The organism is Roseateles sp. (genome assembly GCF_965262435.1).
Taxonomy (GTDB): domain Bacteria; phylum Pseudomonadota; class Gammaproteobacteria; order Burkholderiales; family Burkholderiaceae_C; genus Paucibacter_A.
This window is the reverse complement of the sequence record NZ_OZ253537.1, coordinates 445,377-468,184: the sequence shown is the minus strand read 5'-3', so window position 1 is coordinate 468,184 and position 22,808 is coordinate 445,377. Positions and strand designations below refer to the sequence as shown.

General features: G+C 67.8%; 20 protein-coding genes. 12 read left to right on the top strand and 8 right to left on the bottom strand.

Features of this window, described 5'->3' with window-relative positions:
• Positions 1-12: 12 nt before the first annotated feature.
• A complete protein-coding gene (alr, locus tag ACQY39_RS02050; RefSeq protein WP_428503238.1) occupies positions 13-1,128 on the bottom strand; it encodes an alanine racemase in 1,116 nt (371 codons plus the stop codon).
• A 203-nt stretch (positions 1,129-1,331) separates the two neighbouring features.
• On the opposite strand from alr, the gene lplT reads away from it, so the two are divergent.
• Positions 1,332-2,612 carry a lysophospholipid transporter LplT gene (gene lplT / locus ACQY39_RS02045; protein ID WP_428503237.1) on the top strand — a complete coding sequence of 427 codons (1,281 nt, stop codon included), beginning with the start codon at positions 1,332-1,334 and terminating at the stop codon, positions 2,610-2,612.
• Between the two features lie 84 nt (positions 2,613-2,696).
• On the opposite strand, the gene ACQY39_RS02040 is transcribed toward lplT, so the two are convergent.
• Positions 2,697-3,635 carry a hypothetical protein gene (locus tag ACQY39_RS02040; protein ID WP_263517982.1) on the bottom strand — a complete coding sequence of 313 codons (939 nt, stop codon included), beginning with the start codon at positions 3,633-3,635 and terminating at the stop codon, positions 2,697-2,699.
• 305 nt (positions 3,636-3,940) lie between these two features.
• Between ACQY39_RS02040 and ACQY39_RS02035 the strand changes: the two genes are divergently transcribed.
• On the top strand, positions 3,941-4,816 hold the full coding sequence (locus tag ACQY39_RS02035) for a DMT family transporter (RefSeq protein ID WP_428503236.1): 876 nt from the start codon (positions 3,941-3,943) through the stop codon (positions 4,814-4,816).
• Positions 4,817-4,838: 22 nt separating this feature from the next.
• Positions 4,839-5,327 (top strand): glutathione peroxidase, encoded by a 489-nt coding sequence (locus ACQY39_RS02030; protein ID WP_428503235.1) that lies wholly within the window; start codon positions 4,839-4,841, stop codon positions 5,325-5,327.
• On the opposite strand, the gene ACQY39_RS02025 is transcribed toward ACQY39_RS02030, so the two are convergent.
• Positions 5,317-5,922 carry a Crp/Fnr family transcriptional regulator gene (locus tag ACQY39_RS02025; RefSeq protein ID WP_428503234.1) on the bottom strand — a complete coding sequence of 202 codons (606 nt, stop codon included), beginning with the start codon at positions 5,920-5,922 and terminating at the stop codon, positions 5,317-5,319. The two genes, ACQY39_RS02030 and ACQY39_RS02025, sit on opposite strands and share 11 nt — an antisense overlap.
• A 47-nt stretch (positions 5,923-5,969) precedes the next feature.
• Between ACQY39_RS02025 and ACQY39_RS02020 the strand changes: the two genes are divergently transcribed.
• Positions 5,970-6,830: a sterol desaturase family protein gene (locus ACQY39_RS02020; RefSeq protein WP_428503233.1), complete on the top strand. Its 861-nt coding sequence runs from the start codon at positions 5,970-5,972 to the stop codon at positions 6,828-6,830.
• Here the strand turns inward: ACQY39_RS02020 and ACQY39_RS02015 are convergent.
• Positions 6,827-7,525 (bottom strand): Crp/Fnr family transcriptional regulator, encoded by a 699-nt coding sequence (locus ACQY39_RS02015; protein WP_428503232.1) that lies wholly within the window; start codon positions 7,523-7,525, stop codon positions 6,827-6,829. The genes ACQY39_RS02020 and ACQY39_RS02015 overlap by 4 nt on opposite strands.
• Positions 7,526-7,606: 81 nt before the next feature.
• Here ACQY39_RS02015 and ACQY39_RS02010 point away from each other — a divergent pair, with 81 nt between their 5' ends.
• A complete protein-coding gene (locus ACQY39_RS02010; protein WP_428503231.1) occupies positions 7,607-8,725 on the top strand; it encodes a DUF2332 domain-containing protein in 1,119 nt (372 codons plus the stop codon).
• A 146-nt stretch (positions 8,726-8,871) separates the two neighbouring features.
• Positions 8,872-11,088 carry an ATP-binding protein gene (locus ACQY39_RS02005; RefSeq protein ID WP_428503230.1) on the top strand — a complete coding sequence of 739 codons (2,217 nt, stop codon included), beginning with the start codon at positions 8,872-8,874 and terminating at the stop codon, positions 11,086-11,088.
• A gap of 44 nt (positions 11,089-11,132) precedes the next feature.
• Here ACQY39_RS02005 and ACQY39_RS02000 read toward each other — a convergent pair whose 3' ends face one another.
• Entirely contained in the window at positions 11,133-12,050 is a 918-nt protein-coding gene (locus tag ACQY39_RS02000) for a PEP-CTERM sorting domain-containing protein (protein WP_428503229.1), read from the bottom strand.
• A gap of 214 nt (positions 12,051-12,264) precedes the next feature.
• Between ACQY39_RS02000 and ACQY39_RS01995 the strand changes: the two genes are divergently transcribed.
• Entirely contained in the window at positions 12,265-13,470 is a 1,206-nt protein-coding gene (locus ACQY39_RS01995) for a glycosyltransferase (protein ID WP_428503228.1), read from the top strand.
• Between the two features lie 15 nt (positions 13,471-13,485).
• On the opposite strand, the gene ACQY39_RS01990 is transcribed toward ACQY39_RS01995, so the two are convergent.
• Complete coding sequence (locus tag ACQY39_RS01990; RefSeq protein ID WP_428503227.1) at positions 13,486-15,054, bottom strand: glycoside hydrolase family 10 protein; 1,569 nt, start codon at positions 15,052-15,054, stop codon at positions 13,486-13,488.
• A complete protein-coding gene (locus ACQY39_RS01985) occupies positions 15,051-16,349 on the bottom strand; it encodes an AmpG family muropeptide MFS transporter (RefSeq protein ID WP_428503226.1) in 1,299 nt (432 codons plus the stop codon). The genes ACQY39_RS01990 and ACQY39_RS01985 overlap by 4 nt, the downstream gene beginning before the upstream one ends.
• Positions 16,350-17,280: 931 nt before the next feature.
• Between ACQY39_RS01985 and ACQY39_RS01980 the strand changes: the two genes are divergently transcribed.
• From ACQY39_RS01980 to ACQY39_RS01970, 3 genes are read left to right on the top strand one after another with little or no spacing between them, the layout of a single operon-like run.
• Positions 17,281-17,544, top strand: a complete 264-nt coding sequence (locus ACQY39_RS01980; protein WP_428503225.1) for a hypothetical protein — start codon at positions 17,281-17,283, stop codon at positions 17,542-17,544.
• 40 nt (positions 17,545-17,584) lie between these two features.
• Positions 17,585-18,472 carry a DUF692 domain-containing protein gene (locus tag ACQY39_RS01975; RefSeq protein ID WP_428503224.1) on the top strand — a complete coding sequence of 296 codons (888 nt, stop codon included), beginning with the start codon at positions 17,585-17,587 and terminating at the stop codon, positions 18,470-18,472.
• A complete protein-coding gene (locus ACQY39_RS01970) occupies positions 18,469-19,314 on the top strand; it encodes a putative DNA-binding domain-containing protein (RefSeq protein WP_428503223.1) in 846 nt (281 codons plus the stop codon). Before ACQY39_RS01975 ends, ACQY39_RS01970 begins: the two co-directional genes overlap by 4 nt.
• Before the next feature lie 4 nt (positions 19,315-19,318).
• Here the strand turns inward: ACQY39_RS01970 and ACQY39_RS01965 are convergent, their stop codons facing one another.
• Positions 19,319-20,209, bottom strand: coding sequence for a hypothetical protein (locus tag ACQY39_RS01965; protein WP_428503222.1), 891 nt, complete (start codon positions 20,207-20,209; stop codon positions 19,319-19,321).
• Between the two features lie 273 nt (positions 20,210-20,482).
• Here ACQY39_RS01965 and ACQY39_RS01960 point away from each other — a divergent pair, with 273 nt between their 5' ends.
• Both ACQY39_RS01960 and aqpZ read left to right on the top strand, forming a co-directional pair.
• Positions 20,483-21,904 carry an amidase gene (locus ACQY39_RS01960; protein ID WP_428503221.1) on the top strand — a complete coding sequence of 474 codons (1,422 nt, stop codon included), beginning with the start codon at positions 20,483-20,485 and terminating at the stop codon, positions 21,902-21,904.
• Between the two features lie 170 nt (positions 21,905-22,074).
• Positions 22,075-22,776, top strand: a complete 702-nt coding sequence (aqpZ, locus tag ACQY39_RS01955; protein ID WP_428503220.1) for an aquaporin Z — start codon at positions 22,075-22,077, stop codon at positions 22,774-22,776.
• The last annotated feature ends 32 nt before the right edge of the window (positions 22,777-22,808 follow it).

The window sequence follows — 22,808 nt, the reverse complement described above, 5'->3', positions numbered from 1 at the left end:
GCCCGCAGCCGCTCAGTCGCCATGCACGACGCTGACCGGCACGCGCTTGGTGAGAGCGCACATCAGCTCGTAGCCAATGGTGCCGGCCGCCTTGGCCACCTCGTCGATGCCGAGCACGGCGCCGCGGCTGCTCAAGCCCCAGAGCGTCACCTCGCTGCCGAGTCCGGCATGCGGCAGCAAGGTCAGGTCGACCGCCAGCATGTCCATGGACACCCGGCCAACCGTGGCGCTGCGCTGCCCATCGACCAGCACCGGGGTGCCGCTGCCGGCATGGCGCGGGTAGCCGTCGGCGTAGCCACAGGCCACGGTGCCGATGCGCATCGGCCGGTCGGCCGTGAAGCTGCTGCCGTAGCCAACGGTGTCGCCGGGCTGCAGATGTTGGATGCCGATGACCTTGGCGCGCAAGCTCATGCCGGGCAATAGGTCCCAATGGGCGGCGTCATGCTCGGGGTAGTCGGGCACGCCGCCATAGCTCATGATGCCCGCGCGGACCCAATCGGCCCGCACGCCTTCAAGCTGGTTATAACGCAGCGTAGCCGCGCTGTTAGAGAGTGAGCGCTCACCGGGAAGGTCGGCGGTGGCGGCCTGGAAGGCGGCGACCTGGTGGGCGATGCCGTCTTTGCCAAAGCGCTGCGCATCGGCATCGGAGAAATGCGTCATCAGCGAAATCTCGTCCACCTGGGGCAGGGCGTTGAGTCGGGTCCAGGCGGCGCGGAAGGCTTGCGGGCTGAAACCCAGGCGGTTCATGCCGCTGTTCATCTTCAGGAAGACGCGGTGCGGCTCGTGCGTCTTGTGCATGGCCAGCCAGTCGATCTGCTGTTCGCAGTGCACCGCATGCCAGAGCTTGAGGCGCGAGCAGAGCTCCAGATCCCGCGACTCGAAGCAGCCCTCGAGCAGCAGAATGGGCCCGCGCCAACCGAGGGCGCGCACGCGCTGGGCTTCGTCCAGGTCCAGCAAGGCGATGCCGTCGGCAGCCCGGAAGGCCTCGAAGACGTTCTCGATGCCGTGGCCATAGGCATTGGCTTTGACGACGGCCCAGACCTGGGCGTCCGGCACGCAGGCGCGCGCGCGCGCCAAGTTGTGGGCCAGGTGGGGGAGGTGGATGAGGGCTTCGATCGGGCGTGGCATGCCCGATATTGTGGCACCCCGCCCGCCCTGTTCTTGGGATGGCGAACGCGGCGTGAAAGTGCTGCGTGCTATAAACCGGGCGCGGCCACGGGCGTGGCTGCAGCCTGGGGAAAACCCGGAACAGACCGTCCCAGTGTGAGCGCCGGCGTGCACCCGTCGCCTTGCGCCTTGCTCGACATTTCCCCGCAGTACCGATTGGGTTCATGAAAAAAGGCTTCTCTTCCATCATGTCGGCGCAGTTCTTCAGCTCGCTGGCGGACCAGGCCTTGCTGGTCGGCGCCATCGAATTGCTGAAGAGCACGGCAGCGCCGGCCTGGCAGATTCCCGCGCTGGGCCCGATGTTTGCGCTCTTCTATGTGGTGCTGGCGCCCTTTGTTGGTGCATTCGCGGATGCCGTGCCCAAGGGCAAGGTCATGTTCTATTCGAACCTGATCAAGATCTTCGGCTGCCTGATGATGTTGTTTGGTGCGCACCCCTTGTTGGCCTATGCGGTGGTGGGGCTGGGTGCGGCGGCTTACTCGCCGGCCAAGTACGGCATCTTGACGGAGCTGCTTCCTCCCTCGCAGCTGGTCAAGGCCAATGGCTGGATCGAGGGCCTGACCATCGCGTCCATCATCCTGGGCATTTTGCTCGGCGGACAACTGGTGGGGCCGCATCTGTCGCCCATCCTGCTGGGTTTGGACATGCCCTTCATCACCACCGGCATCGACACCGCGCCCGAGGCCGCCATCAGCAGCCTGGTGATTCTTTATGTGATCGCTGCGGTGTTCAACCTGAGCATCCCGCGCACCCAGGCGCCGCTGCAGCCGCTGGCGCACAGCCCGGTGGAACTGGTGCGTGATTTCGCGTCCTGCAACTCGCGCCTCTGGCAGGACAAGCTGGGCCAGATTTCCTTGGCTACCACCACCCTTTTCTGGGGTGTCTCGGCCAATCTGCGCATCATCGTCTTCTCCTGGGCGGCGCTGGCCCTGGGCTACAGCACCACGCAGGCCTCCAATCTGGGCGGCGTGGTCGCGGTGGGTACGGCGGTCGGGGCCGTCGTCGCGTCGATGTATATGCGCCTGGACCGCGCCACCAAGGTGATTCCGCTGGGCATCTTGATGGGCGTGCTCATCATCGTGCTGAACGGCATCACCCATCTGTGGGCGGCTGTTCCTTTCCTGATCGTGCTGGGCATGATTGGTGGCTATTTGGTCGTGCCCATGAATGCGCTGCTCCAGCACCGCGGCCATAACCTGATGGGCGCGGGCCGGTCGATCGCCGTGCAGAACTTCAACGAGCAGGCCTGCATCCTGGGCCTGGGTGCGCTCTACACCGGCATGACGCGGTTCGGCCTGTCGGCTTACATCGCCATCTCCATCCTCGGCCTGATCGTGGCCGTGACCATGTGGATCGTGAAGCGCTGGCATGAGCGCAACTGTGTGCAGCACCGTGAAGAGGTGGAGCGCCTGCTGGTGCTGGCGCGCTGCGACGAGTGCCACTGAGCAGCCGGCGCGTTCCGACCGGCAAAAGAAAGCCCGCCTGCAAGCGCTCTTGCGGCGGGCTTTTCTTCGGCCACAGCCTGGCCTTCAGTTGCGGCGACGCGCGGCCGGCTCCACGGTCTTGACACCGCCGAGCACCGCCTCGATGTGCTCGGACCAAGCGCGCGCGATCTTGAAGCAGCCGCTGTGGTTGAGGTGGATCTCGTTGTGCCAGTCGCCGCTGCTGCCGCTGGTGCCCGGTGTGGCCGGAGCCAGGGGCACGGTGGTCGAGTCGAAAACATGCAGGCCCGGGAACTGTTCCTTGTCGGCCGCCATGCTCTTGAGCAGCTGGGCCAGGTGGAAGACCATCAGGCGGCTGACCGCGGCCCAGTCGGCGCTCGGCAGGGCATAGGCCTTGAGGGCCGGGTAGAGCCAGGGGCCGGATGCCCCCAGGCCGCCGTCGTCGGCGCCGGCCGGGCGCGGCATGGGCACGGCGTAGCAATGCATGAAGACCGGCTTGCCGGCCGAGGGGCCCTGGTCGCGCAGGGTCAGCAGATGGCGGACATTGGTGCGCAGGTAATCGCTGTAGGTCTGCCAGCCGGGTTCCGAGAAGTAACGGGCCACGCCAGCGGAAGGCGCGCCCCATTCGGTTTGATGACGGATCAGACGCAGGTGCAGGGGTACATCCTGGCCGTCGGCGCCGTGTGCCGGGGTCTGGGCTGCGGAGATCAGGTCATTGCCGCCCACCGAGAGCAGCACGCCGTCCCAGGCCAGGGCCGCCTCGCCGCTCAGCAGGCCGACGAAATCGGCCGCCGACTCCAGGTCCACCATATGGCTGAGCGCCTCGCCCGAGCCGGCGCAGTTGACGGCGCAGACGGGGGCCTTGAAGACCATCTCTTGCAGCAGATTGGCATGGGCGTTGAGCTTGGCGGCCGAGTTCGAGAACCAGGAATCGCCTTGGGCCAGCAGGCGCCAGCGGTAGCTTGTCAGGTCAGGCGCCGGGGTGGACAGCAGGTCCCCCGGCTTGAAGCAGGCCAGATGATCCAAGGAAGACTCTCCCTTTTTTACAAAGCTCAGCGTTGCAGATGGGCGGGCAGCTGACCGGGCGGGCAGCACCCTCGGGTTTGCAGCGATTGAAAGCCAGGCGGCCCTATTTCGCCATGCTATAAACCCTGGGCATTGTTGGCCGGCCGACCCGATCGAGGCCAGTGTTTTCAAGCGCTTTCCCGGCCTTTTTTTGCCGCCCTGTTGCGGCCGACCAACCGCTTGCGGCCGGCGGCTGCAAGCGCGTCCCCCATCCCTTGGCTTTCCTGGTCCGGCTGTCGCTGCGCGGCGCTCGGCTTGCTCCGCTCATGCCTGTTCTCGCCCTGATGTTCAATGCCCTGGTCTGGGGCCTGTCCTGGTGGCCCTTCCGCCAGTTCCAAGCCGCCGGCCTGCACCCGCTCTGGACCACGGTCGCGCTCTACCTGCTGTCGCTCGTGGTGGTGTCGCTGAGCGACCGCCGCGCCTGGACCGAGTTCCTGCGCACGCCCTCGCTCTGGCTGGTGATGCTGGCGGCCGGTCTGACCAACACCGCCTTCAACTGGGGCGTCGCCCTGGGCGATGTGCTGCGGGTGGTGCTGCTCTTCTATTTGATGCCGCTGTGGGCGGTGCTGCTGGCGCGTTTCATCCTGGGCGAACGCCTGACCGGCTTGGCTCTGCTGCGCATGGCCCTGGCCTTGGGTGGCGCCGGCTTTGTGCTGGCGCCTGAGGGTGGCGGCCTGCCCTGGCCGGCCAGTCTGGCCGATGGTCTGGGCTTGTTCGGCGGTTTCTGTTTTGCACTGAACAATGTGATGTTGCGCCGCGAGGCTGGGCGCAGCGCCCATGCCCGCGCCTTGGCCATGTTCAGCGGCGGTGTGTTTGTGGCGGGCGGCGCGGCCATCCTCATGGCCGGTGGCGGCCTGATCACCTGGCCGGCTTTGCCTCACGCCGGCTGGCTCTGGCCCTTGCTGGCCATGGCAGTGCTGTTCTTCTTTTCCAATCTGTCCCTGCAGTACGGCGCCGGGCGCCTGCCGGCCAATGTCACCGCCATCGTCATGCTGATCGAGGTGCCGGTGGCCGCCTTGTCGGCGCTTTGGCTTGGTGGCGGGCAGTTGGACCTCAAGACTGCGGTCGGCGGCGCCTGCATCCTGGCGGCGGCCTTGCTCTCGGCGCTGGAGCGACCGCGCCCGGCTACTATAGAAACTTGATGACATCGAGAGGATCTGCGCCATGGCCCAAAGCATCTATGACTTCCAGGCGGTATCCATTGCCGGCGCGCCGGCCGATCTGGCCAGCCAGCGCGGCAAAGTGCTGTTGATCGTCAACACGGCCAGCGCCTGCGGCTTCACGCCGCAGTTCGAGGGCCTGGAAGCACTCTGGAAGCGCTACGGTGAGCAGGGCTTGGTGGTGGTCGGCTTCCCCAGCAATGAGTTCGGCGGCCAGGACCCGGGCGAGAACAGCGAGATTGCCTCCTTCTGCCAGCTGAACTACGGCGTCAGCTTCCCGATGATGGCCAAGGTCAAGGTCAACGGTGCCGATGCCCATCCGCTCTGGCAATGGCTCAAGTCCGAGAAGCCTGGTCTGCTGGGCACCGAGGGCATCAAGTGGAACTTCACCAAATTTCTGGTCGGCCGCGATGGCCAGGTGCTCAAGCGTTATGCGCCCAACGACGCGCCTGAAAAAATGAGTGCCGATATCGAGGCGGCCCTCAAAGGCTGAGCCCGGCCTGCTCGCGCAGGCGCCGCCGGATGCGCGACAGCGCCACATCGGTGATGCCCAGATAGCTGGCCAGCTGGCGCTGCTTGAGGCGCCGCGCCAGTTCTGGCTCTTCCGCCAGAAAGCGCTGGTAGCGCTGGCCGGCGTCCAGCATCAAGCACTGCTGCTCGCGCGCCGTCAGGCGTTGGACCTGGGCACTCAGGCCTTGCCAGAGCAGCTCGGCCAGCCCTGGTTCTTCGGCCTGCCACTGCTGCAGCGCGGCGTAGGGCAGCACGCACAGGCGGCTGGGCTCCAGCGCTTCCAGGCTCACCGGGCTGGTCTGGGGCGGGCCGGGCAGGCCCAGCCATTGCTGTTCGGGATAGAAGGCATGGTTGCGCTCGCGGCCGCTGGCGTCGAGGAAGCTGGCGCGCAGCAAACCCTGCTCCACCCACCAGAGCGCCGCCGGCGTTTCACCCGCGCGCAGCAAGACCTGACCCCGTTGCAGCGCCAAGCGGGGCAGGGCGGCCCAGCGCGCCAGACGCGCGGGCGACTGCTGCAGATAGGCCAGCAGAGCCGGGCCGCAAATCGGGCAGGTCGGGGCAGTTTCTGACTTAGGCATGAACCGAGGTTAATGCATGAGCGCGCCGCCGGCCCGAGCATGGCGGCATGAATCTGCGAACCTTGACCCAAGGCGCCCTGCGCCTGCTCCGCGCCAGCAACTGGCCTCATTTGCTTTTGCTGGCGGCCTTGCCAGCTGCAGCTTGGGCGCTGCGCGGCTGGCCCCATGAGCAGACCCTGGCCGTGGTCGGCCTGGCCGCCCTGGCCTGGTTGATGCTGGCCGAACGCCTGTGGCCGCTGCGCTCTGACTGGCAAGCCCGCCAGCCCGAGCTGGCCCGAGACGCCGCCTTTCTGGGCCTCAATGCCATGGTCGACAGCCTGAGCGCCTTCTTGCTGACCGCCCTGGTCTTGCGTTGGGCCCCCGGCCAGGCCGATTCACCCGGCGGTTTGGCGACGCTGCCGGCCGTCCTTGCTCTTCCTCTGGCCATCGCCATCGGCGAGCTGGGGCCTTTTGCCCTGCACCGTTGGGCCCATCGCAGCGAGGGGCTCTGGCGCTTCCACGCCTTGCACCACCAGCCCGCCAAGCTCAATGCCGCCAATGCGGTGCTGGCCCACCCGCTCAATGCCGCCTGGAACCAGGCCGCGCGGCTTTTGCCCTGGCTGCTGCTGGGCTTCAGCGCCGAGGTGATGTTGTGGGCGGCCCTGTTCATGCAGGTGCAAGGCCTGGCCGTGCATGCCAATCTGCGTGGCAGCCTGGGGCCGCTGAATTGGCTGATCGGCAGCGCCGAGCTGCATCGCTGGCACCACAGCGTGCTCGAGGCCGAGGCTCACAACTACGGCACCGCCATTCCCTTGTGGGACCAGCTCTTCGGCAGCTATGTGTACCGCCCGGGCCAGTTGCCGGCGCGCCTGGGTTTGTTTGCCAGCACGGCGCCACAGACCTGGCTGCCGGTTTGCTGCCGCGGCTAGCTCACGACGCGCAGATGCAGCAGGCCATAGCTGCAGCGCAGCCGGCCTTCGGCTTGCGCTTGCTGCAGCAGCTGGTTGACGGTCTGGCGCGAGAGGTTGGCCACGGCGGCCAGCTCGGCCTGGGTGGCGCGCAGGGTCTGCCAGCCTTGGGCGTCGGGCGGGCCGGCGGCGCGGTCACGGCGCAGCTGGGCCAGGGCCAATGCAAAACGCTCAGGCGCGCTGCGGTGACGCGAGGCCTCTAGCAAGCGCAAGGTGCCGTCGTAGCGGCGCGCGAATTCGGCCATCAGGGCGCGCGCAAAGCCGGGCCAGCGGTCCATCAGCAAGGCGTAGGCCGCCGGGCCGATCACCAGCACCTGGCTGCTCTGCGTGGCCAGGGTTTCATAGCTGGCAGCCTGGCCGGCCGCAAAGGCTGCCAGGCCGAACAGCCGCGGTGCCTGCACATGCTCCAGCACCGAGACCGTGCCGTCCAGGCCGGTGAAGCGCGCCTCGATCTCGCCCGCCACCAGGCCGTAGAAAGCCAAGGCCGGCTGACCCTGAGCGAACAGGGTGCGGCCGCGGGCCAGGCGGCGCAGGCTGACGCTGCCTTGCAGCACGGCCTCTGCCGGCATCAGCGCGCCGTCCAGCTCGGGGAAGTTGGCGCACATCAGGGCTTGCAGGGCGGCGCTGGCGCTGGTGACTGGGGGCGGGCGGTCCATGGTGCAAGCAGCAGGCGCGTCTTTGCTTGAATGTCGGGTTCCCGACATTGTGCCGGGCGCCAGCCTCGTAAGCTGGGCGCCATGGATGACGACCTGACCCCTTCCACCGGCCTGCAGCACTGGGCCCGGCAGTACCGCCAGTTCGCCGCGCAGGAATGCCCGAACGACCCGCTTTATGTGGCCCTGTGCCTGATCGTGGCCGATTCACCCGAGCTGCTGGCCTTGATGGCCCATGTGCGGGCCCAGCAGCAGGCCCGGCCCAATCTGCTGCTGGCGGCCTTGCACGAGCGGGTGCTGGCCGGCGTGCCCCATGCGCTGGCGGCCTACTACCCCAGCGTCGGTGGCGAGCGTGCGCCCGACGCGGAACTGTCCGATGCCCTGCACCGCTTTGTGCGGGCCGAGCGGCCGCGCCTGCTGGAGCATCTGCGCCTGCGCAGCACCCAGACCAATGAGATCGGTCGCTGCGCCGTGCTCTGGCCGGCGCTCAGCGCCATCGCCGCCCAGACGGCCAGGCAAGACCTGGCCCTGTTCGATTTCGGTTGCAGTGCCGGCCTCAATCTGGGCGTCGATGCTTACCGTTATGCCTACGGCCACTTCCAGCTCGGCGCCCCGGCGGCGCCAGAGCGGCCCACCGTGGCCTGTCAGTGGCGCAGCGCCGCTGAGCCGCCGCGCACGCCCTGGCGCCTGCAAGCCCGGCTCGGGGTGGATTTGGCCCCGGTCGATGTGCAGGACGAAGCGGCGGTGCGCTGGCTGCGTGCCTGCCTTTGGCCGCATGACCGCGCCCGCGCCCGCCGGCTGGATCAGGCGCTGGCGCAGGCGCGGGCCGCCCGCCACCCGGTGCAGCAGGCCGACCAGGGGCTGTTGCGTTTGGCCGAGTGGCTGGAGGCCTTGCCGGCTGGCGTGCAGCCGGTGCTGTTCAACAGCTGGGTGCTGGCGTACTTCGACGCGCCGGCCCTGGCCGCCCATCGGGCCGAGGTCGAGGGCTTGATGCACCGTCACGGCCTGCTCTGGCTCAGCGCCGAAACCGCCGATCTGCGCCCGGCTGGCTTGGCCCTGCCGCCGGCCCCGGAAGGCGAGTCGGCCGACAGCGCCACGCTCTGGACCTTGCAATGGGCCGAACAGGGGCACTTGCGGCAGCGCGCACTGGCCTGGTCCCATGCCCATGGTCATTGGCTGCACAGCCTCGATGGCATGGGCTGAAGGCTTGGGCTGAGAGCAGCGCCGGCGCCACGGGCCGCAGGCCGCGGCCATGGCGGTCTTGAGGCATGATCCAGGCTCTTCCACGCAGAGGCAAGGTCATGCGCATGGGGCGAGCGGCGGACTGGTGGTGCAGGACGAAGGCTTGGGTGCACGCGGATGCAACCCTGGCGCGCGGGCTCTTGTGGCGCTTGAGCCTGGCCCTGGTGTTCAGCATGATGGGCCTGACCCTGCTGGTGAATCACTTCAGCCGCCGCGATGTCGAGGCCCAAGCGCTCGACGAGTTGCGCAGCACCGTCAGCGAGCGGGCTCGCGCTGCCGGCGAGGATTTCGCGTTGGCCGAGCGCCATGTCGAGCTGCTGCGGCTCGAGTACCTGCGGCGTCTCGCTGCGCCTCGCCCGACGGGCTGGCAGGCTGAGTTCCGTCGCTGGTTTGCGCGCGCACCCGACAAGCTCATGCGTGTGCGTCCCGAGCTCGATGACCACCGTCGCCTGCCCAGCGTCTACCTGCGGCCGCAGGTCGAGCTCAACGAGGAGGTGATGTGGCAGACCTGGGTGGCCTTTGAGTTGCTGCGCGAATGGGGACCGCCCTTGACCGCGCGCTACTACTCGGCTTACTTCGACCTGCCCGGCAAGGGCTTGATCATGTTCTCGCCTTCGGTGAACTGGGGTGCCGAGGCCACGCCCGAGAGCAATAACTTCGACTATCCGCCGGTGGCCGGCGCCTCGCCCGAGAAGAACCCCGGTCGGCGCAATCAGTGGACGCCGGTCTACTACGACGACAAGGCACGCATCTCCATGGTGTCGACCGTGCTGCCCGTCGATCTGGCCGGGCGCTGGGTGGCCTGTGTCTCCCAGGATGTCTCGGTCGCCAGTCTGCTGAAGCGGACCGTCAGCGAGAGCCAGCCCGGCACCTACAACCTCATTCTCAGCCGTGATGGCCATCTGATCGCCCACCCGGGCTTTGCCGCCCGCATCGAGGCGGCGCAGGGCAATCTCAAGCTGGATCAGCTGCGTGACCCTTTGTTGGACGAGATCGCCGCGCTGGCGCTGCCGGCCGAAGGCAAAGCCACGGTCAGTTTCAGCCATGATGGCAGCCAGATGCTCGGGCTGGCGCGCATCGCCGGCCCGGACTGGCTGTTCGTGACGGTCTATCCGCGTGCCGTGTTGGACGCTGGTGTGGCCCGCAGCAGTGCCAACCTCTTGCAGATCGGCGTGCTTGCCTTGCTGGTGTTGATGAGCTTGTTGGGCTGGATCGTGCGGCGCCAGATCAGCCGGCCCATCGCTGAGTTGCAGACGGCGGTGCAAGGCGTGGCCGAAGGCAAGTTCGTCATCGCCCTGCCGGAGGCGCGCGAGGATGAGCTCGGTGAGCTCGGCCGCAGCTTCGAGCAGATGGGCGCCGAGCTGGCGCGCCGTGAGGCCCGGCTCAAGAGTGACGCTCTGGCGCTGCAGGAGGCGCGTGATCTGCTCGAAGACCGGGTTCAAGAGCGCACGGCCGAGCTCCATGCCAGCAATGCCGAGCTGGTGCTGGCGCTCGACGACCTCAGCAAGACCCAGACCAGCCTGCTGCGCGCCGAGCGCCTGGCCAGCCTGGGTCGCATGGTGGCCGGAGTGGCTCACGAGATGGGCACGCCGATTGGCAATGCCCGCCTGGCTGCCACCACTCTGGCGGCCGAGGCCGAACAGATGGAGGCGGCTGTGCAGAACGGTCTGCGCCGCTCGCAGCTGCAGAAGTTCCTGCACCGGGTCAGCTCGGGCAGCCAGATCTTGCAAGGCAATCTGGAGCGCGCCAGCGACCTGTTGCAGAACTTCAAGCAGGTGGCGGTGGACGGCAGCAGCGCCCAGCGCCGGGTCTTCGTGCTCGGCACCTTGGTGCACGACATCCTGATGACCTTGCAGCCTACCCTCAAGCGCCTGCCCTTGCGGGTCGAGGTGGCGGTGCCAGAGTCACTGGAAATGGACAGTTACCCGGGTGCTCTGGGCCAGGTGCTCAGCAACCTGATCCAGAACGCGGTCGTCCATGGTTTTGAGGGGCGCAGCGAGGGCCAGCTGCAGATCCAGGCCGAATGCCCCGATGCCGACCATGTGAAGCTGCGCATCCGGGACGACGGCTGCGGCATCGCCGCCGAGATCCAGCCGCGCGTCTTCGACCCCTTCTTCACCACCCGCATGGGTCGCGGCGGCACCGGCTTGGGCTTGAACATCAGCCACAACCTGGTCAGCAATGTGCTGTGCGGCGAGATCCATCTGCACAGCGAGGCCGGCGCCGGCTGCTGCTTCGAGCTCTTGCTGCCCCGCGTGGCGCCCAGCCATGGCGATGCGGAAACCTTGCCCCTGCCGCTCAGTGACTTTGCGCCCTTGGCCTGAGGCAGGGGCGCCACTGCGAGCTGGCGCCCCGGTGCTGCAGAACCTCAGTTCGTCGAGTTGCGGCGCCGGCGAGCCAGTGCGGCCAGACCCAGACCCAGGCCCGCCAGGGCGAAGCTGCCCGGTTCCGGCACGCTGTTGGGGGTCTTGATCGTCACTTCAAAGCCGATGGCGTCAGTGCTGAAGGGGTCGCCGTAGAAGGACGAGCTGCTGCCTTTGTAGCAGCTGCCTTCTTCCAGGCCGCTCAAGGGCACCAAGCTACCCACGGTGTTGTAGTTGCTGCCGCCGCAATTGCCTTCATAGGTGCCGACATGGGCATACGCTTCGTCATTCAGGTAGGCGGCCAACTCCAGGCTGTCGCCGGCGGCCAGGGTGCGATCGACCTCGACGTAGAAGGCGTCCCAGCTGTAATAGCCGTCCGAGCCATCGTCGAGCGCATTCAGGTTGGCACCTTCGCGGTCCAGAACGATGCCGTCCTGGTTGGCGCTGAGCTTGGCACTGCTGCTGAACACTTCGGTGTTGCCGATCTGGACCGAGGCGCCATAGCGCGACTCCAGAAACTCGCCAGCCTCCCAGCTCCCGCCCTGCAGTTGCGTGCTCAGGGAGCCACCGTAGATCTTGAACTTGAGCGTGTAGGTCTGCGTCACGTTGCTGGTGTTGAGCAGCGAGTAGGCAAAGCCGGCCTTGGTGGCGGCGCTGGCCATGCCCTTGGCATTGCTGGACACGGCATAGGCGCCGGTGGCGCTGGAGAAGGCGTAGGCAGATCCCGTGCCGGCGATGTTGTCGATGTAGCTGTACGAAGAAACCAGGGTGCTCGAACTGGATTCGTTGGGTGTGGCGTCGAAAGCGCCGGCGGTGGCGCCGGACGATACGCTCAAGGTCGGGTTGGCCCAGGCGGCAGGTGCCAGGGTGGCGAGGCCAGCGATAGCGGCAGCGAGAATGCTCAAACGATGTGCACTGTTCACGGGTTTCCTTGGTGGCGTTGATCAAAGGTCTTGGCAAACGCAATTTCCATGCCCCGATCTGAAACTCCTGTGCTTTCAAACGTTTGATGAGTTTGCCCATGGGGCGGAGAGTCCAAATGCCAAGTTTTCCGACACGCAAATTCATGCCGCAGGGATACTTTGATGCGGGTTTGCCCGAGGCCGAGTGCGCGCTGTCTGCGGCGGAGGCCTGCGCATGAGTCGGGTCCTTCTGGCTTGGGAGTTAGGCCAGGGCCTGGGCCATATCGACCGCATGCTGATGCTGGCGCGCGAGCTGCGTCGGCGCGGCCATGAGGTGATCTTCACGCTGCGCGATCTGGCCCGCGCCCATGGGCGCATCGCCGCCGAAGGCTTTGTGGTGCTGCAGTCGCCGCTCTGGCTGGCCCAGATGGTCAACCCGCCGCGCCTGGGCAACTACAGCGCTGTGCTGGCCACCGCCGGCTGGCTGGACCCCGAAGGCCTCGCCGGTCTGCTGCTCGGCTGGCGCAATCTCTGGGCCCAGCTCAAGCCGGATTTGCTGATTGCCGACCATGCGCCCACCGCCTTGCTGGCTGCACGGGGTCAGGTCTTGCCAGCCTGGGCCGTGGGCAATAGTTTCGAGCTGCCACCCACCCGGGGCAGCTTTCCGCCCATGGAGTTCTGGCTGGAGCGCGAGCAGGCGCAGTGCGCCGGCTATGACGCGCTCTTGCTGCGCCATGCCAATCGCGCCCTGGCCTTGCTCGGAGACCCGCCGCTGGCGACCTTGCAGGATCTGTTCACGCCTTCGCGCAGCGCCATACTGAGCTTGCCTGAGTTGATGCATTACGAGGGCTATGACGCGGAGATGCCGGTGCTCGGCGCCAGCTATGTCGGTGACCGCGGGCTGGCACCGGAGTGGCCGGGGGGCGCCGGCAGTAATGTGCCGCGGGTGTTCGCCTATCTGCAGGCCAAGCAGGCCGACTTTGTCCCGGTCATGACGGCGCTCAAGCGTCTGGGCTGGCCCAGCCTGGTGTATGCGCAAGGCTTGGCACCGCAGGCGGCCGAGCGCCTGGCCGGCCCCAATCTGCGTTTTGCAGCGGGGCCAGTGCAGAGCGACGCGGCGCTCAGGGATGCCGATCTGTCACTCAACTACGGCAGCGTGGGCATGGTCAGCGCCGCTGCCTTGGCCGGCAAGCCGCAGCTGGCTCTGCCCATACACACCGAGCAGCAGATGAGCGCGCAGCGGCTGCAGCGGGCCGGCCTTGGCCTCGCTTTGATGCCAGGTGCGCCGGCCGTGGACCACGCGGCGCTGCTGCAGTCCTTGGTGGCTGACCAGCGCATGCTGGGTCGGACCCGCTTGCTTGCCCTGCAGCGGCAGGACATGCGGCCGAAGGCCAGCGGCGTGCGTGTGGTCGACCTGCTGGAGGCCCGCGGCGCACTCTGAGTACGGTGTCGTTCGCTACAACAGCCGGTAGCCCAGGCGCAGGCTCTCGTTGCCGCAGCGGTCCAGCGCCGACAGCACCAGACCACTGAGCCCGGCGGCCGGCAGCTCCAGTTCGAGGGCGCGGTCGCCGCTGGTGTAGGCCGTGGCCAGGAATTCCCAGTCGCCCTCGCGCTGCAGCCACAGGGCATAGCGCTGCAGGCCTGCCCCGGCCTGCGGTGCCAGGCGCAGGCGCAGCAGCCCGTCCGTCCGGCGTTCCAGAGTCAGCGTCGGCGGCTCGGCCGCCGCAGTTTTCAGCCAGGGCGTGGCCGGTACCAGGGCGGCTTGCGGGTAGCTGCTACGGCGCAGCGCATCGGCCAGGCCGCGGCGGTTCTGCGCCAGGGCCACCATGCTGAAGTGGGCATGGCCGCTGCCCGGGCGGCGTTCGCGCAGCAGCGCAATCTGCTGCACGAGTTCCTCTACCGGCCAGCTGTCGGCTTTTTCAGTCACCTTGCTGCTGAACAGGCCGGGCCAGACATGCCGGTCGAGCGGATTCTGGCCATGCCAGTAGTCCAGCAGGGTGCCGAAGGCTTGCGCCTTCTGTGCGATCGGCCAGTAGAGCTGGGGCACGAGGTAGTCGACCCAGCCCTCAGTCAGCCAGCGTTCGACGTCGGCGTAGAGCTTGTCGTACTGGCTGAAGCCGGCAATGCCTTCGGGGCGCAGCGCCGGCTTGCCGATGCCAAAGGGGCTGATGCCGAAGCGGACCTCAGGGCGCAGCGCGCGCACGGTCTGTTGCAGGCGCTGCACGAGCTGGTCGACGTTCTGGCGCCGCCAGTCGTTGCGGCCCAGCGTGCCGCCGCCTTCGCGATAGCGGCTCCAGCTGGGCTCGTCCGGGAAGTCCAGCTCGCGGCCGCTGCTGTCATTGACCGGGTAGGGGTAGAAATAATCGTCGAGATGCAGGCCATCGATGTCGTAGCGGCGCAGCAAGTCCTCGACCACGGCCAGGGTGTGCTCGGCGGCGGCGGGCTCGCCGGGGTCGATCCAGAGCTGGTCGCCATAACTTCGCACCCACTGCGGCTGGCTGCGGCTCAGGTGGCCAGCCGCCGGCGCGCTGGTGGCCTGGCTTTGGCGGGCGCGGAAGGGGTTCAGCCAAGCGTGCAACTCCAGGCCGCGCTGGTGCGCCTCGCTGATCCAGAAGGCCAGCGGGTCGTAGAAGGGCTCGGGTGCCTGGCCCTGGCGGCCACTCAGGTACTCGCTCCAGGGTTCCCGGCGCGAGTCATAGAGGGCGTCGGCCGCGGGCCGCACCTGCAGGATCACGGCGTTGAGCTTGAGCTGCGCCGCCAGGTCGAGCAGGGCCAGGGCTTCCGCTTGCTGCTGGGCTGTGCTCAGGCCTTTGCGGCTGGGCCAGTCGATATTGGCCACGGTCGCCACCCAGACGGCGCGGAACTCGCGCGGCGCGGCCGGCGCCAGGGCAGCCAGCTCGGGCGCACTGCGCAGGCGTGGCGGGTCCTGCGAGCTGCCGCCTTGCAGCGGTGTGTCGGCACAGCCGCTCAAGCTCAAGCCGAGGGCCGGGCTCAGGCCGCTGGCGAGGAGCAGGCGCCGCCTCATGCTTCGATCTTCTTGCCGAAGTCGGCGGGAATCTTGAGCAGGGCCGCCATGGCGAAAGAGGGCAGGGTGGCCACCAGCACCCAGACGAAGAAGGCGGTGTAGCCGAGCTGGTCCTGCAGCCAGCCGCTCCACATGCCCGGCAACATCATGCCCAGGGCCATGAAGCCGGTGCAGATGGCGTAATGGGCAGTCTTGTGCTCACCCTCGGCCACCAGAATCATGTACATCAGGTAGGCGGTGAAGCCCAGGCCATAACCAAATTGTTCGACGGCCAGCGCGCCGCTGATCAGCCAGAGATTGGCGGGCAGCCACAGCGCCATGGCCAGGAAGACCACATTGGGCACATGCATGGCCAGCACCAGGGGCCAGAGCGCGCGCTTCAGGCCGAGGCGCGAGATCACCCAGCCGCCGACCAGGCCGCCCAGGGTCAGGGCTGTCAGGCCCACGGTGCCGTAGGCGATGCCAACCTGCTTGGTGCTCAGGCCCAGGCCGCCCTGGGCCGGCGGGTCGAGCAGAAACGGCGTGGCCAGCTTGAGTAGCTGGGCCTCGGGAAAGCGGTAGAGCAGCAGGAAGCCGAGGATCACCCAGATGCCCGGCTTCTGGAAAAACAGCGCAAAGACGCGCAGGAATTCGGGCAGCAGCTGGCCTGGCTGGATGCCGGACGGCCGGTCGCTGGCCGGGCGTGGCAGGCTGAACAGGCTGTGCCACAGGGCCAGCAGGCCGAACAAGGCCGCCACCACGCCGAACACCCAGGACCAGGCCGTGACCATGCTGCCGGTGCGCTCCTGCAGCTCGCCGGCCAGATAGACCAAGCCGCCCTGGCCGCCGATATTGGCGAGGCGGTAGAAGGTGGAACGGACGCCGACGAAAGCCGCCTGGCTGCGCTGCGGCAGGGCCAGCATGTAAAAGCCGTCGGCTGCGATGTCGTGCGAGGCGGACGCGAATGCCATCAGCCAGAACAGGGCCAGCGTCATCTGCAGCGCCCGCTCGCCCGGGATCGTCAGCGCCACGCCGGCCAGGGCCGCGCCGATCAGAAACTGCATGGCGCTGATCCAGCGCCGCTTGGTGCCCAGCAGCTCCACCAGGGGCGACCACAGCGGTTTGATCACCCAGGGCAGGTAGAGCCAGCTGGTGTAGAGCGCGATGTCCGTGTTGTTGAAGCCCAGGTTCTTGTACATGACCACCGACAGCGTCATCACCACCACATAGGGCAGGCCCTGTGCGAAGTAGAGCGAAGGGATCCAGAGCCAGGGCTGGCGGGAGCGGGGCAGGTCGTGCGAACGTGGGGCGGTCATGCGGGCGGCAGGCAAGGGCAGGCAATCCAGGGGCAGCAGGGCTGGGGCAGGCGCGCTGAGTTCGGCCCCAACCGGCCGACTCAGTTCGCGCCGCCCATTATCTTGGTCGCCGGCCAGTCAGATGCATCTCGGGTGGGCAGACAAACCCTCGCGGTAGCTAGCCCGGGGTCGGTTCTCGGCACATTGGCGAACTACGCTTGCTGGCTTTCCGCGCTTCGGTGGCTCGGCCCGCCGCCGTGCTCGTGGTGCCCGGGTCGGCTCTGCGAGCCGACTGCCCTCGGTGCTCATTGCGCGGCTCAGCGGCGCCAAACTCCCTCCGTTCGCTGCGCTCACTGTGGTCAAACAGTGGCGCCGAGTCAGTGCTTGAAGCGTTCGCTGACGCGCCCGCCTGAGCCGCTCCGCTGCGCTCTCGGCCGCGCACAAATCGCCCGTCGTCGGGCCGAGCCACCTCCGAATGTGGCGTGTTCCACCGTTGAGGGGCAGATCGTTCGCGATGCAAGCGCCCTGCAGTTCGGGCCGCCGCTGGGCGATTTGTGAAGGGCTGAGCAGCGCAGCGGCTCGGGGCGCGCGCGTACCCGCGCGCTTCAAGCGCTGACTTGGCGCGTCTGTCTGAACGAAACGAACGCAGTGAGTGAAGAGAGTTATGCGCCAGCCCCGAGGCGCGAGCAGCGCAAGGCAGTCGGCCCGCCAGGGCCGACCCCGGAACCATGAGCCCGGCGGCGGCCCGGACTGCAGGGCCTCCCGCGGGAGGCTCAATGGAGGTCAATAGCCTTAGCCCAATCTTCATCTTCCGGGCCGGACGCTAGAGCTGCAAAAAAACTTGAGCACGCCTGTAAGGCCGAGGCCACTGCGGCGACTCACACCAGGACAGCGTGATCTGTCGAGCTTGTTTCCCTCCAACTTTGTCCCTTGACCTTCAACAGGAGTTCCCATGAACCACAGCACCCTCAAGACCGGCCTGAGCATCGCCACTGCCGCCGCAGCCCTGTTCGCCACCACCGCCTTCAGCAGCGCCGCACATGCGGCCGACGACGGCATGGTCAAGTGTTCCGGCATCAACAGCTGCAAAGGCAGCTCGGAGTGCAAGACCGCCAAGAGCGAATGCAAGGGCCACAACAGCTGCAAGGGCCAAGGCTGGGTCTCGAAGAAGACCGCCGAGGAATGCAAGACCGCCGGTGGCAAGGTGCTGAAGTAAGCCGGCCCCAAGTCAACGCAAGATCGACCGGAGCCCTGCCATGCCTGTTCCATTGACTCGATCGCAGGGCCCGGCCGGGGCTTCAGCCTCCATCCAGGGCTTTGGCCTGGGCCTGCGCAGCGAACATTACGCGGCTCTGTCCCAGCCTTTGCCCGCCGGTCGGCGGCCCGATTGGCTGGAAATCATTTCCGAGAATTACATGGTGCCCGGCGGCCCGCCGCTGCAGCACCTGGACCGCCTGCGGCGCGACTACCCCATGGTCATGCACGGCGTGTCCCTGTCCATCGGCAGCAGCGATCCGCTGAACCGGGCCTATCTGCGCGAGCTCAAGGCCCTGGCTGACCGCGTGCAGCCCGCCTGGGTGTCCGACCATTTGTGCTGGACCGGCGTGGACCACCAGCAGCTGCACGATCTGCTGCCCATGCCCTACACCGAAGCGGCACTGCAGCATCTGCTGCCGCGCGTGGCCGAGGTTCAGGATGCCCTGCAGCGACCCTTGTTGCTGGAGAACGTGTCCAGCTATGTCTGTTTTGCCGGCGACGAGATGAGCGAGGCCGAGTTCGTGGCCGAGCTGCTGCGGCGCAGTGGCTGCGGCCTGCTGCTGGACGTCAACAATGTCTACGTCTCCAGTCGCAACCACGGCTTCGACGCTCGCGCCTACATCGACCTCATGCCGGCCGCGCAGGTGCGGCAGATCCATCTTGCCGGTCATGAGATGCGCGATGGGTTGCTGGTCGACACCCACGACCAACCGGTCAGCGAAGCGGTCTGGCAGCTCTATGCCTACACCGTGCAGCGCCTGGGTGCGCGGCCGACCATGATCGAACGTGATGACCAGATCCCGGCCCTGGAGGTCTTGCTTGATGAACTGGACCAAGCCCGGCGGCGCAGCGATCAGGCCCTGGTGCCCACCACGGAGGCGGCATGATGATCAACACCCCCCTTGCGGCTCAGCAACGCGCCTTGCAAGCCGCCGTGCGCGGGCAGGCCGGCGCGGGCGATGGCCTGCTGCGCGAGCCCGGCGCGGACCAGGGCCTGGCGGTGTACCAGGATGCCTATCAGGCGCGTCTGTTGGCCGCTCTGCGCGACAACTATCTGGTCCTGCACCGGGCCCTCGGCGACGAGGATTTCCAGGCCCTGGGCCTGGCCTATCTGCATGCCCATCCGCCGCGCACGCCGTCCTTGCGTTGGTGGGGCGATCGCCTGGGTGACTTCATGGCTGGCCAGCTGGCCGGGCCGCCTGAGGGCCTGCCGGCATCGCCTTCGTCCTGGGGTCAGGTCTTGCCCCATGCGGCCCTGGTCGACCTGGCCCGCATGGACTGGGCCTTGCGCATGGCTTTCGACGCCGCCGACAGCCCGGCCCTGGGCCGCGAGGCCCTGCAGAGACTGGCGCCCGAGGACTGGCCCGGCCTGCGGCTGCGCCTGCGGCCCGGCGTGCAGTTGCTGAACCTGGACTGGGCGGTGGCGCCGGCCTGGCGCCGCTTGCGCGCCGAGGGGCCCGTGGGCGAGGCCACCTTGAATGCGCCCGAGCCATTGGCCCATGTCTGCCTGATCTGGCGCCCGGCATTGGAAACCCGTTGGCGTTCGCTGCCGCCGCTGGAAGGGCGCTTGCTTCACGCCCTGGCTGCTGGCCGCGTCTTTGCCGAGCTCTGCGAGCAAGCTGCCCTGGAGCTTGGGTGTGAGACCGCTGCCGCGCCGGCGGTGGTCGGCCTGTTGCAGGCCTGGTTGGCCGATCAGCTGCTCCTGCCCCTGGAAGAACCGAGCGCCTGAGCGCTCACAAGCGAGCGTCGTAGCTGATGCTTTGCTGGGCGGCGCGCTCGCCACGCACGGTCGTGTAACGCGACAAGGTGCTGGCGGTGCTGCCCATGCGATAGACCCGCCAGCTCAGCTCGATCTCGCAGCTCTGCACCGCCGACAGATTGGGCGTGGTCTTGTCCAGGCTGCGGCTGTGCTCGTTGAGCGCCAGGTCGAGATCTTGGGTGTTGATGCGAACCCAAGGTGCGCCGGCCTGGTTCTCGATCAGAAAGGGCAGGCTGACCGATTCGCTCAGGCCGCCCGAGAAACTGCTGCCGTCGGCGCGCTTGCAGCGCAGATTGCTGCGGTTGTCCACCGAGCTGCCGGCCTCCTGGCCGAGCTGCACCATCAGCTTGCCGGCGCTGCGGCCCAGGTTCACCGGCCCAAGGGGGCTGAGCACGCTGAAGCTCTTGGGCAGGGTGACGCTGTTGACATGCTGCTCGCCCCGGCGCTCCAGAATGATGCTGATGCTCGGCTGCGCCAGGCTTGTCGGCAGCTGGCCGGTGTAGCTGCTGCCGCGGCCGTCGCTGTCGCGCAGCTCGATGCGCTGGCTGTCGGTCTGGGCATAGAGGCGGTCGGCGCCGGTCAGACGGATGCGTGTCAACAGATTGGCGCTCTGGCCGACGCTGACGCTGACATTCAGCAGACCGTCCTGTCCCAGGATGGTGGCGCGCGGGCTCAGGGCGTCCGACTGGATGAGTTCGGAGTCCTTGCAATTGAAAACGGCGCAGTCGACCGTTTCCACAATGTCCACAAACGGGCTGCCACCGCAGCCGGCCTGCAGGACCAGGGCACTGGCCAGGGCCAGGGCGGTGACGGCGCCGTGCAGGCCATGGGCCCGCCAGCTCGTGCTTGTCTTGTTTGGCTTCATGGGTGTTCCTCGCGCCCGTCCAGGTGGGCCATTATTGGAGCTGCCTTGATTTGCTTGGATGGGGCCGGCCGCGCTGACGGAGCCGCCCTCACTCGTGGATGCCGGCGCACTGTGGCATGGCTGCCGGGCCCGCGCCATCCCCCTTCCGGGTTGGACAGGCTGCCGCCGTCGGAGTCGTGCGCGCTGCGCTCGAGCGGAGCGATTGCCGATCCTCACCTTGGTCCACAATCCTCGGGCCCCCCTGCATCCCGATGAAGCGAAAGGCGTCTGCCCATGAGCATTGCCAGCCAGCCCCTGCAGCTCTGGTCTGCGTCCGAATTGATTGCGGCCTATGCCAGCAAGCAGCTGTCGCCGGTCGAGGCGACGCGTGCCGTGCTGGCGCAGATCGAGCGGCGCGAACCCGTGCTCCATGCGCTCTATGCCCTCGATGCCGAGGCTGCTCTGGCGCAAGCCCGGGCCAGCGAGGCACGTTGGCTGCGCGGTGAACCCTTGTGCCCGCCGGGCCTGGACCCGGCCTGCACCCTGGACGGCGTGCCGCTCACGCTCAAGGAAAACATCGCCACGCGCGGCACGCCCATGCCCTTGGGCTGCGCCGCCACCCTGCTGAGCCCGGCGCGGGCGGACGCGCCGCCGGCCGCCCGCCTGCGCGAGGCCGGCACCGTGCTGTTGGCCAAGACCACCATGCCGGACTACGGCATGCTGAGCTCGGGCCTGTCCAGCTTCCATGCCCTGTGCCGCAATCCCTGGGACCTGAGCAAGAACCCGGGCGGGTCCAGCGCCGGCGCAGCGGCCGCTGCGGCGGCTGGTTATGGGCCGCTCCATGTTGGCACCGACATCGGCGGCTCCCTGCGCCTGCCGGCCGGCTGGTGCGGCATCTTCACGCTCAAGCCCAGCCTGGGCCGAATTCCGATCCAGCCCGCCTATGCCGGCCGGGTGGCCGGGCCGATGACGCGCACGGTCGCGGATGCGGCCCGCATGATGGCCCATCTGAGCCGGCCCGACTGGCGTGATGCCAGCAGCCTGCCCGCGCAGGCGCAGGACTGGCTGGCCTTGCGCCGCGAGCTCAAGGGCTTGCGCTTGGGGCTTGTGCTCGACGCCGGTTGGGGCACACCGGCCAGCGCCGAGATGCGCGCAGCCGTCGTGGCCGCGGCGAGCCTGTTCGAGCAGGCCGGTGCGCAGGTGGAGCCCATGGCCCCGTTCTGCCGCCGCGCCATGATCGACGGCCTGGACAAGTTCTGGCGCATGCGCTCCTGGCTCGATTACCGCGCTCTGCCGCCTGAACGGCAGGCTTTGGTCTTGCCCTATATCCGCGCCTGGGTCGAGGGCGCGGCCGGCATGGCGGCGGATGATTTGTTCCAGGGCTACAGCCAGATGCAGGCCTTGCGCGAGGCGGCGGTGGCGGCCTGCCAGCCCTTCGACTATGTGCTCAGCCCGGTCAGCCCCGAGACTGCTTTTGCTGCCGAGCAAGCCAGTCCGCTCAATGACCCGGCGCGGCCCTTCGAGCACATCGCCTTCACCTTGCCCTACAACATGAGTGAGCAGCCGGCAGCCAGCATCAACTGCGGCTACAGCGCGGCCGGCTTGCCGATCGGCTTGCAGATCATTGGCCGACGTTTTGATGACCTGGGTGTGCTGCAAGTCTGCGCCGAGTTCGAGCGTCTGCGCGGTCCGCAGCGCCCCTGGCCGACCTTGTGAGACCGCGTGGGGGTGCGCCCGCGGCGCCGCTGGGCGGCGGTCTGGCCTGTGCCGAAAGCCAGGGGTATCCGTGCTTGCTTTGACATCTGGCCTGGTCCATCATGGCGCGCCGCCGGCGCCTCCAGGTGCCGGTGCGAACGGTTCAAATCAACGGATGGAGTGATGCAAGCATGAATACAAAAGCCTATGGCGCGGAGTTTCTGGGGACCTTCTGGCTGGTGCTCGGCGGTTGCGGCAGTGCCGTGCTGGCCGCGGCCTTTCCCGGCGTGGGCATCGGCCTGCATGGCGTGTCCTTGGCCTTCGGCCTGACCGTGCTGACCATGGCCTACGCCGTTGGCCATATCTCGGGCGGCCACTTCAACCCGGCGGTGTCGGTGGGCCTGTGGGCCGGCGGCCGATTTCCGGCCAGCCAGCTGCTGCCCTACATCGTGTCCCAGGTGCTCGGTGGCTTGGCTGCCGGCGGTGTGCTCTATCTGATCGCCAGCGGCAAGGCCGGCTTTGACTTGGCTGGCGGCTTTGCCTCCAATGGTTTCGGCGAGCACTCGCCCGGCCAGTACTCGCTGCAGGCCGCCTTGCTGACCGAGGTGGTGATGACGGCCTTCTTCCTGATCATCATCCTCGGCGCCACCGACGGCCGCGCCCCGGCCGGCTTCGCGCCCATCGCCATCGGCCTGGCCCTGACCTTGATCCATCTGATCAGCATCCCCGTCACCAACACCTCGGTCAACCCGGCGCGCAGCACCGGTGTGGCCTTGTATGTTGGTGGCTGGGCGATCGAGCAGCTGTGGCTGTTCTGGGTCGCGCCCATCGTCGGCGCGGTGCTCGGTGCCGTGGCCTATAAGGCGATCGCCAGTACGCCGGCCAAGGCCTGAGTCTCGGTTCTAGCGGCCGGCGACGGGGCTTT

Coding starts and splice junctions, on each gene's coding strand:
- ACQY39_RS01975 (WP_428503224.1), top strand. CDS start 17,585: ATGCCTGTTCCATTGACTCGATCGCAGGGCCCGGCCGGGGCTTCAGCC.
- ACQY39_RS01970 (WP_428503223.1), top strand. CDS start 18,469: ATGATGATCAACACCCCCCTTGCGGCTCAGCAACGCGCCTTGCAAGCC.
- ACQY39_RS01985 (WP_428503226.1), bottom strand. CDS start 16,349: ATGACCGCCCCACGTTCGCACGACCTGCCCCGCTCCCGCCAGCCCTGG.
- ACQY39_RS02030 (WP_428503235.1), top strand. CDS start 4,839: ATGGCCCAAAGCATCTATGACTTCCAGGCGGTATCCATTGCCGGCGCG.
- ACQY39_RS01965 (WP_428503222.1), bottom strand. CDS start 20,209: ATGAAGCCAAACAAGACAAGCACGAGCTGGCGGGCCCATGGCCTGCAC.
- ACQY39_RS01960 (WP_428503221.1), top strand. CDS start 20,483: ATGAGCATTGCCAGCCAGCCCCTGCAGCTCTGGTCTGCGTCCGAATTG.
- ACQY39_RS02010 (WP_428503231.1), top strand. CDS start 7,607: ATGGATGACGACCTGACCCCTTCCACCGGCCTGCAGCACTGGGCCCGG.
- alr (WP_428503238.1), bottom strand. CDS start 1,128: ATGCCACGCCCGATCGAAGCCCTCATCCACCTCCCCCACCTGGCCCAC.
- ACQY39_RS02035 (WP_428503236.1), top strand. CDS start 3,941: ATGCCTGTTCTCGCCCTGATGTTCAATGCCCTGGTCTGGGGCCTGTCC.
- ACQY39_RS02020 (WP_428503233.1), top strand. CDS start 5,970: ATGAATCTGCGAACCTTGACCCAAGGCGCCCTGCGCCTGCTCCGCGCC.
- aqpZ (WP_428503220.1), top strand. CDS start 22,075: ATGAATACAAAAGCCTATGGCGCGGAGTTTCTGGGGACCTTCTGGCTG.
- ACQY39_RS01980 (WP_428503225.1), top strand. CDS start 17,281: ATGAACCACAGCACCCTCAAGACCGGCCTGAGCATCGCCACTGCCGCC.
- ACQY39_RS01995 (WP_428503228.1), top strand. CDS start 12,265: ATGAGTCGGGTCCTTCTGGCTTGGGAGTTAGGCCAGGGCCTGGGCCAT.
- ACQY39_RS01990 (WP_428503227.1), bottom strand. CDS start 15,054: ATGAGGCGGCGCCTGCTCCTCGCCAGCGGCCTGAGCCCGGCCCTCGGC.
- ACQY39_RS02025 (WP_428503234.1), bottom strand. CDS start 5,922: ATGCCTAAGTCAGAAACTGCCCCGACCTGCCCGATTTGCGGCCCGGCT.
- lplT (WP_428503237.1), top strand. CDS start 1,332: ATGAAAAAAGGCTTCTCTTCCATCATGTCGGCGCAGTTCTTCAGCTCG.
- ACQY39_RS02015 (WP_428503232.1), bottom strand. CDS start 7,525: ATGGACCGCCCGCCCCCAGTCACCAGCGCCAGCGCCGCCCTGCAAGCC.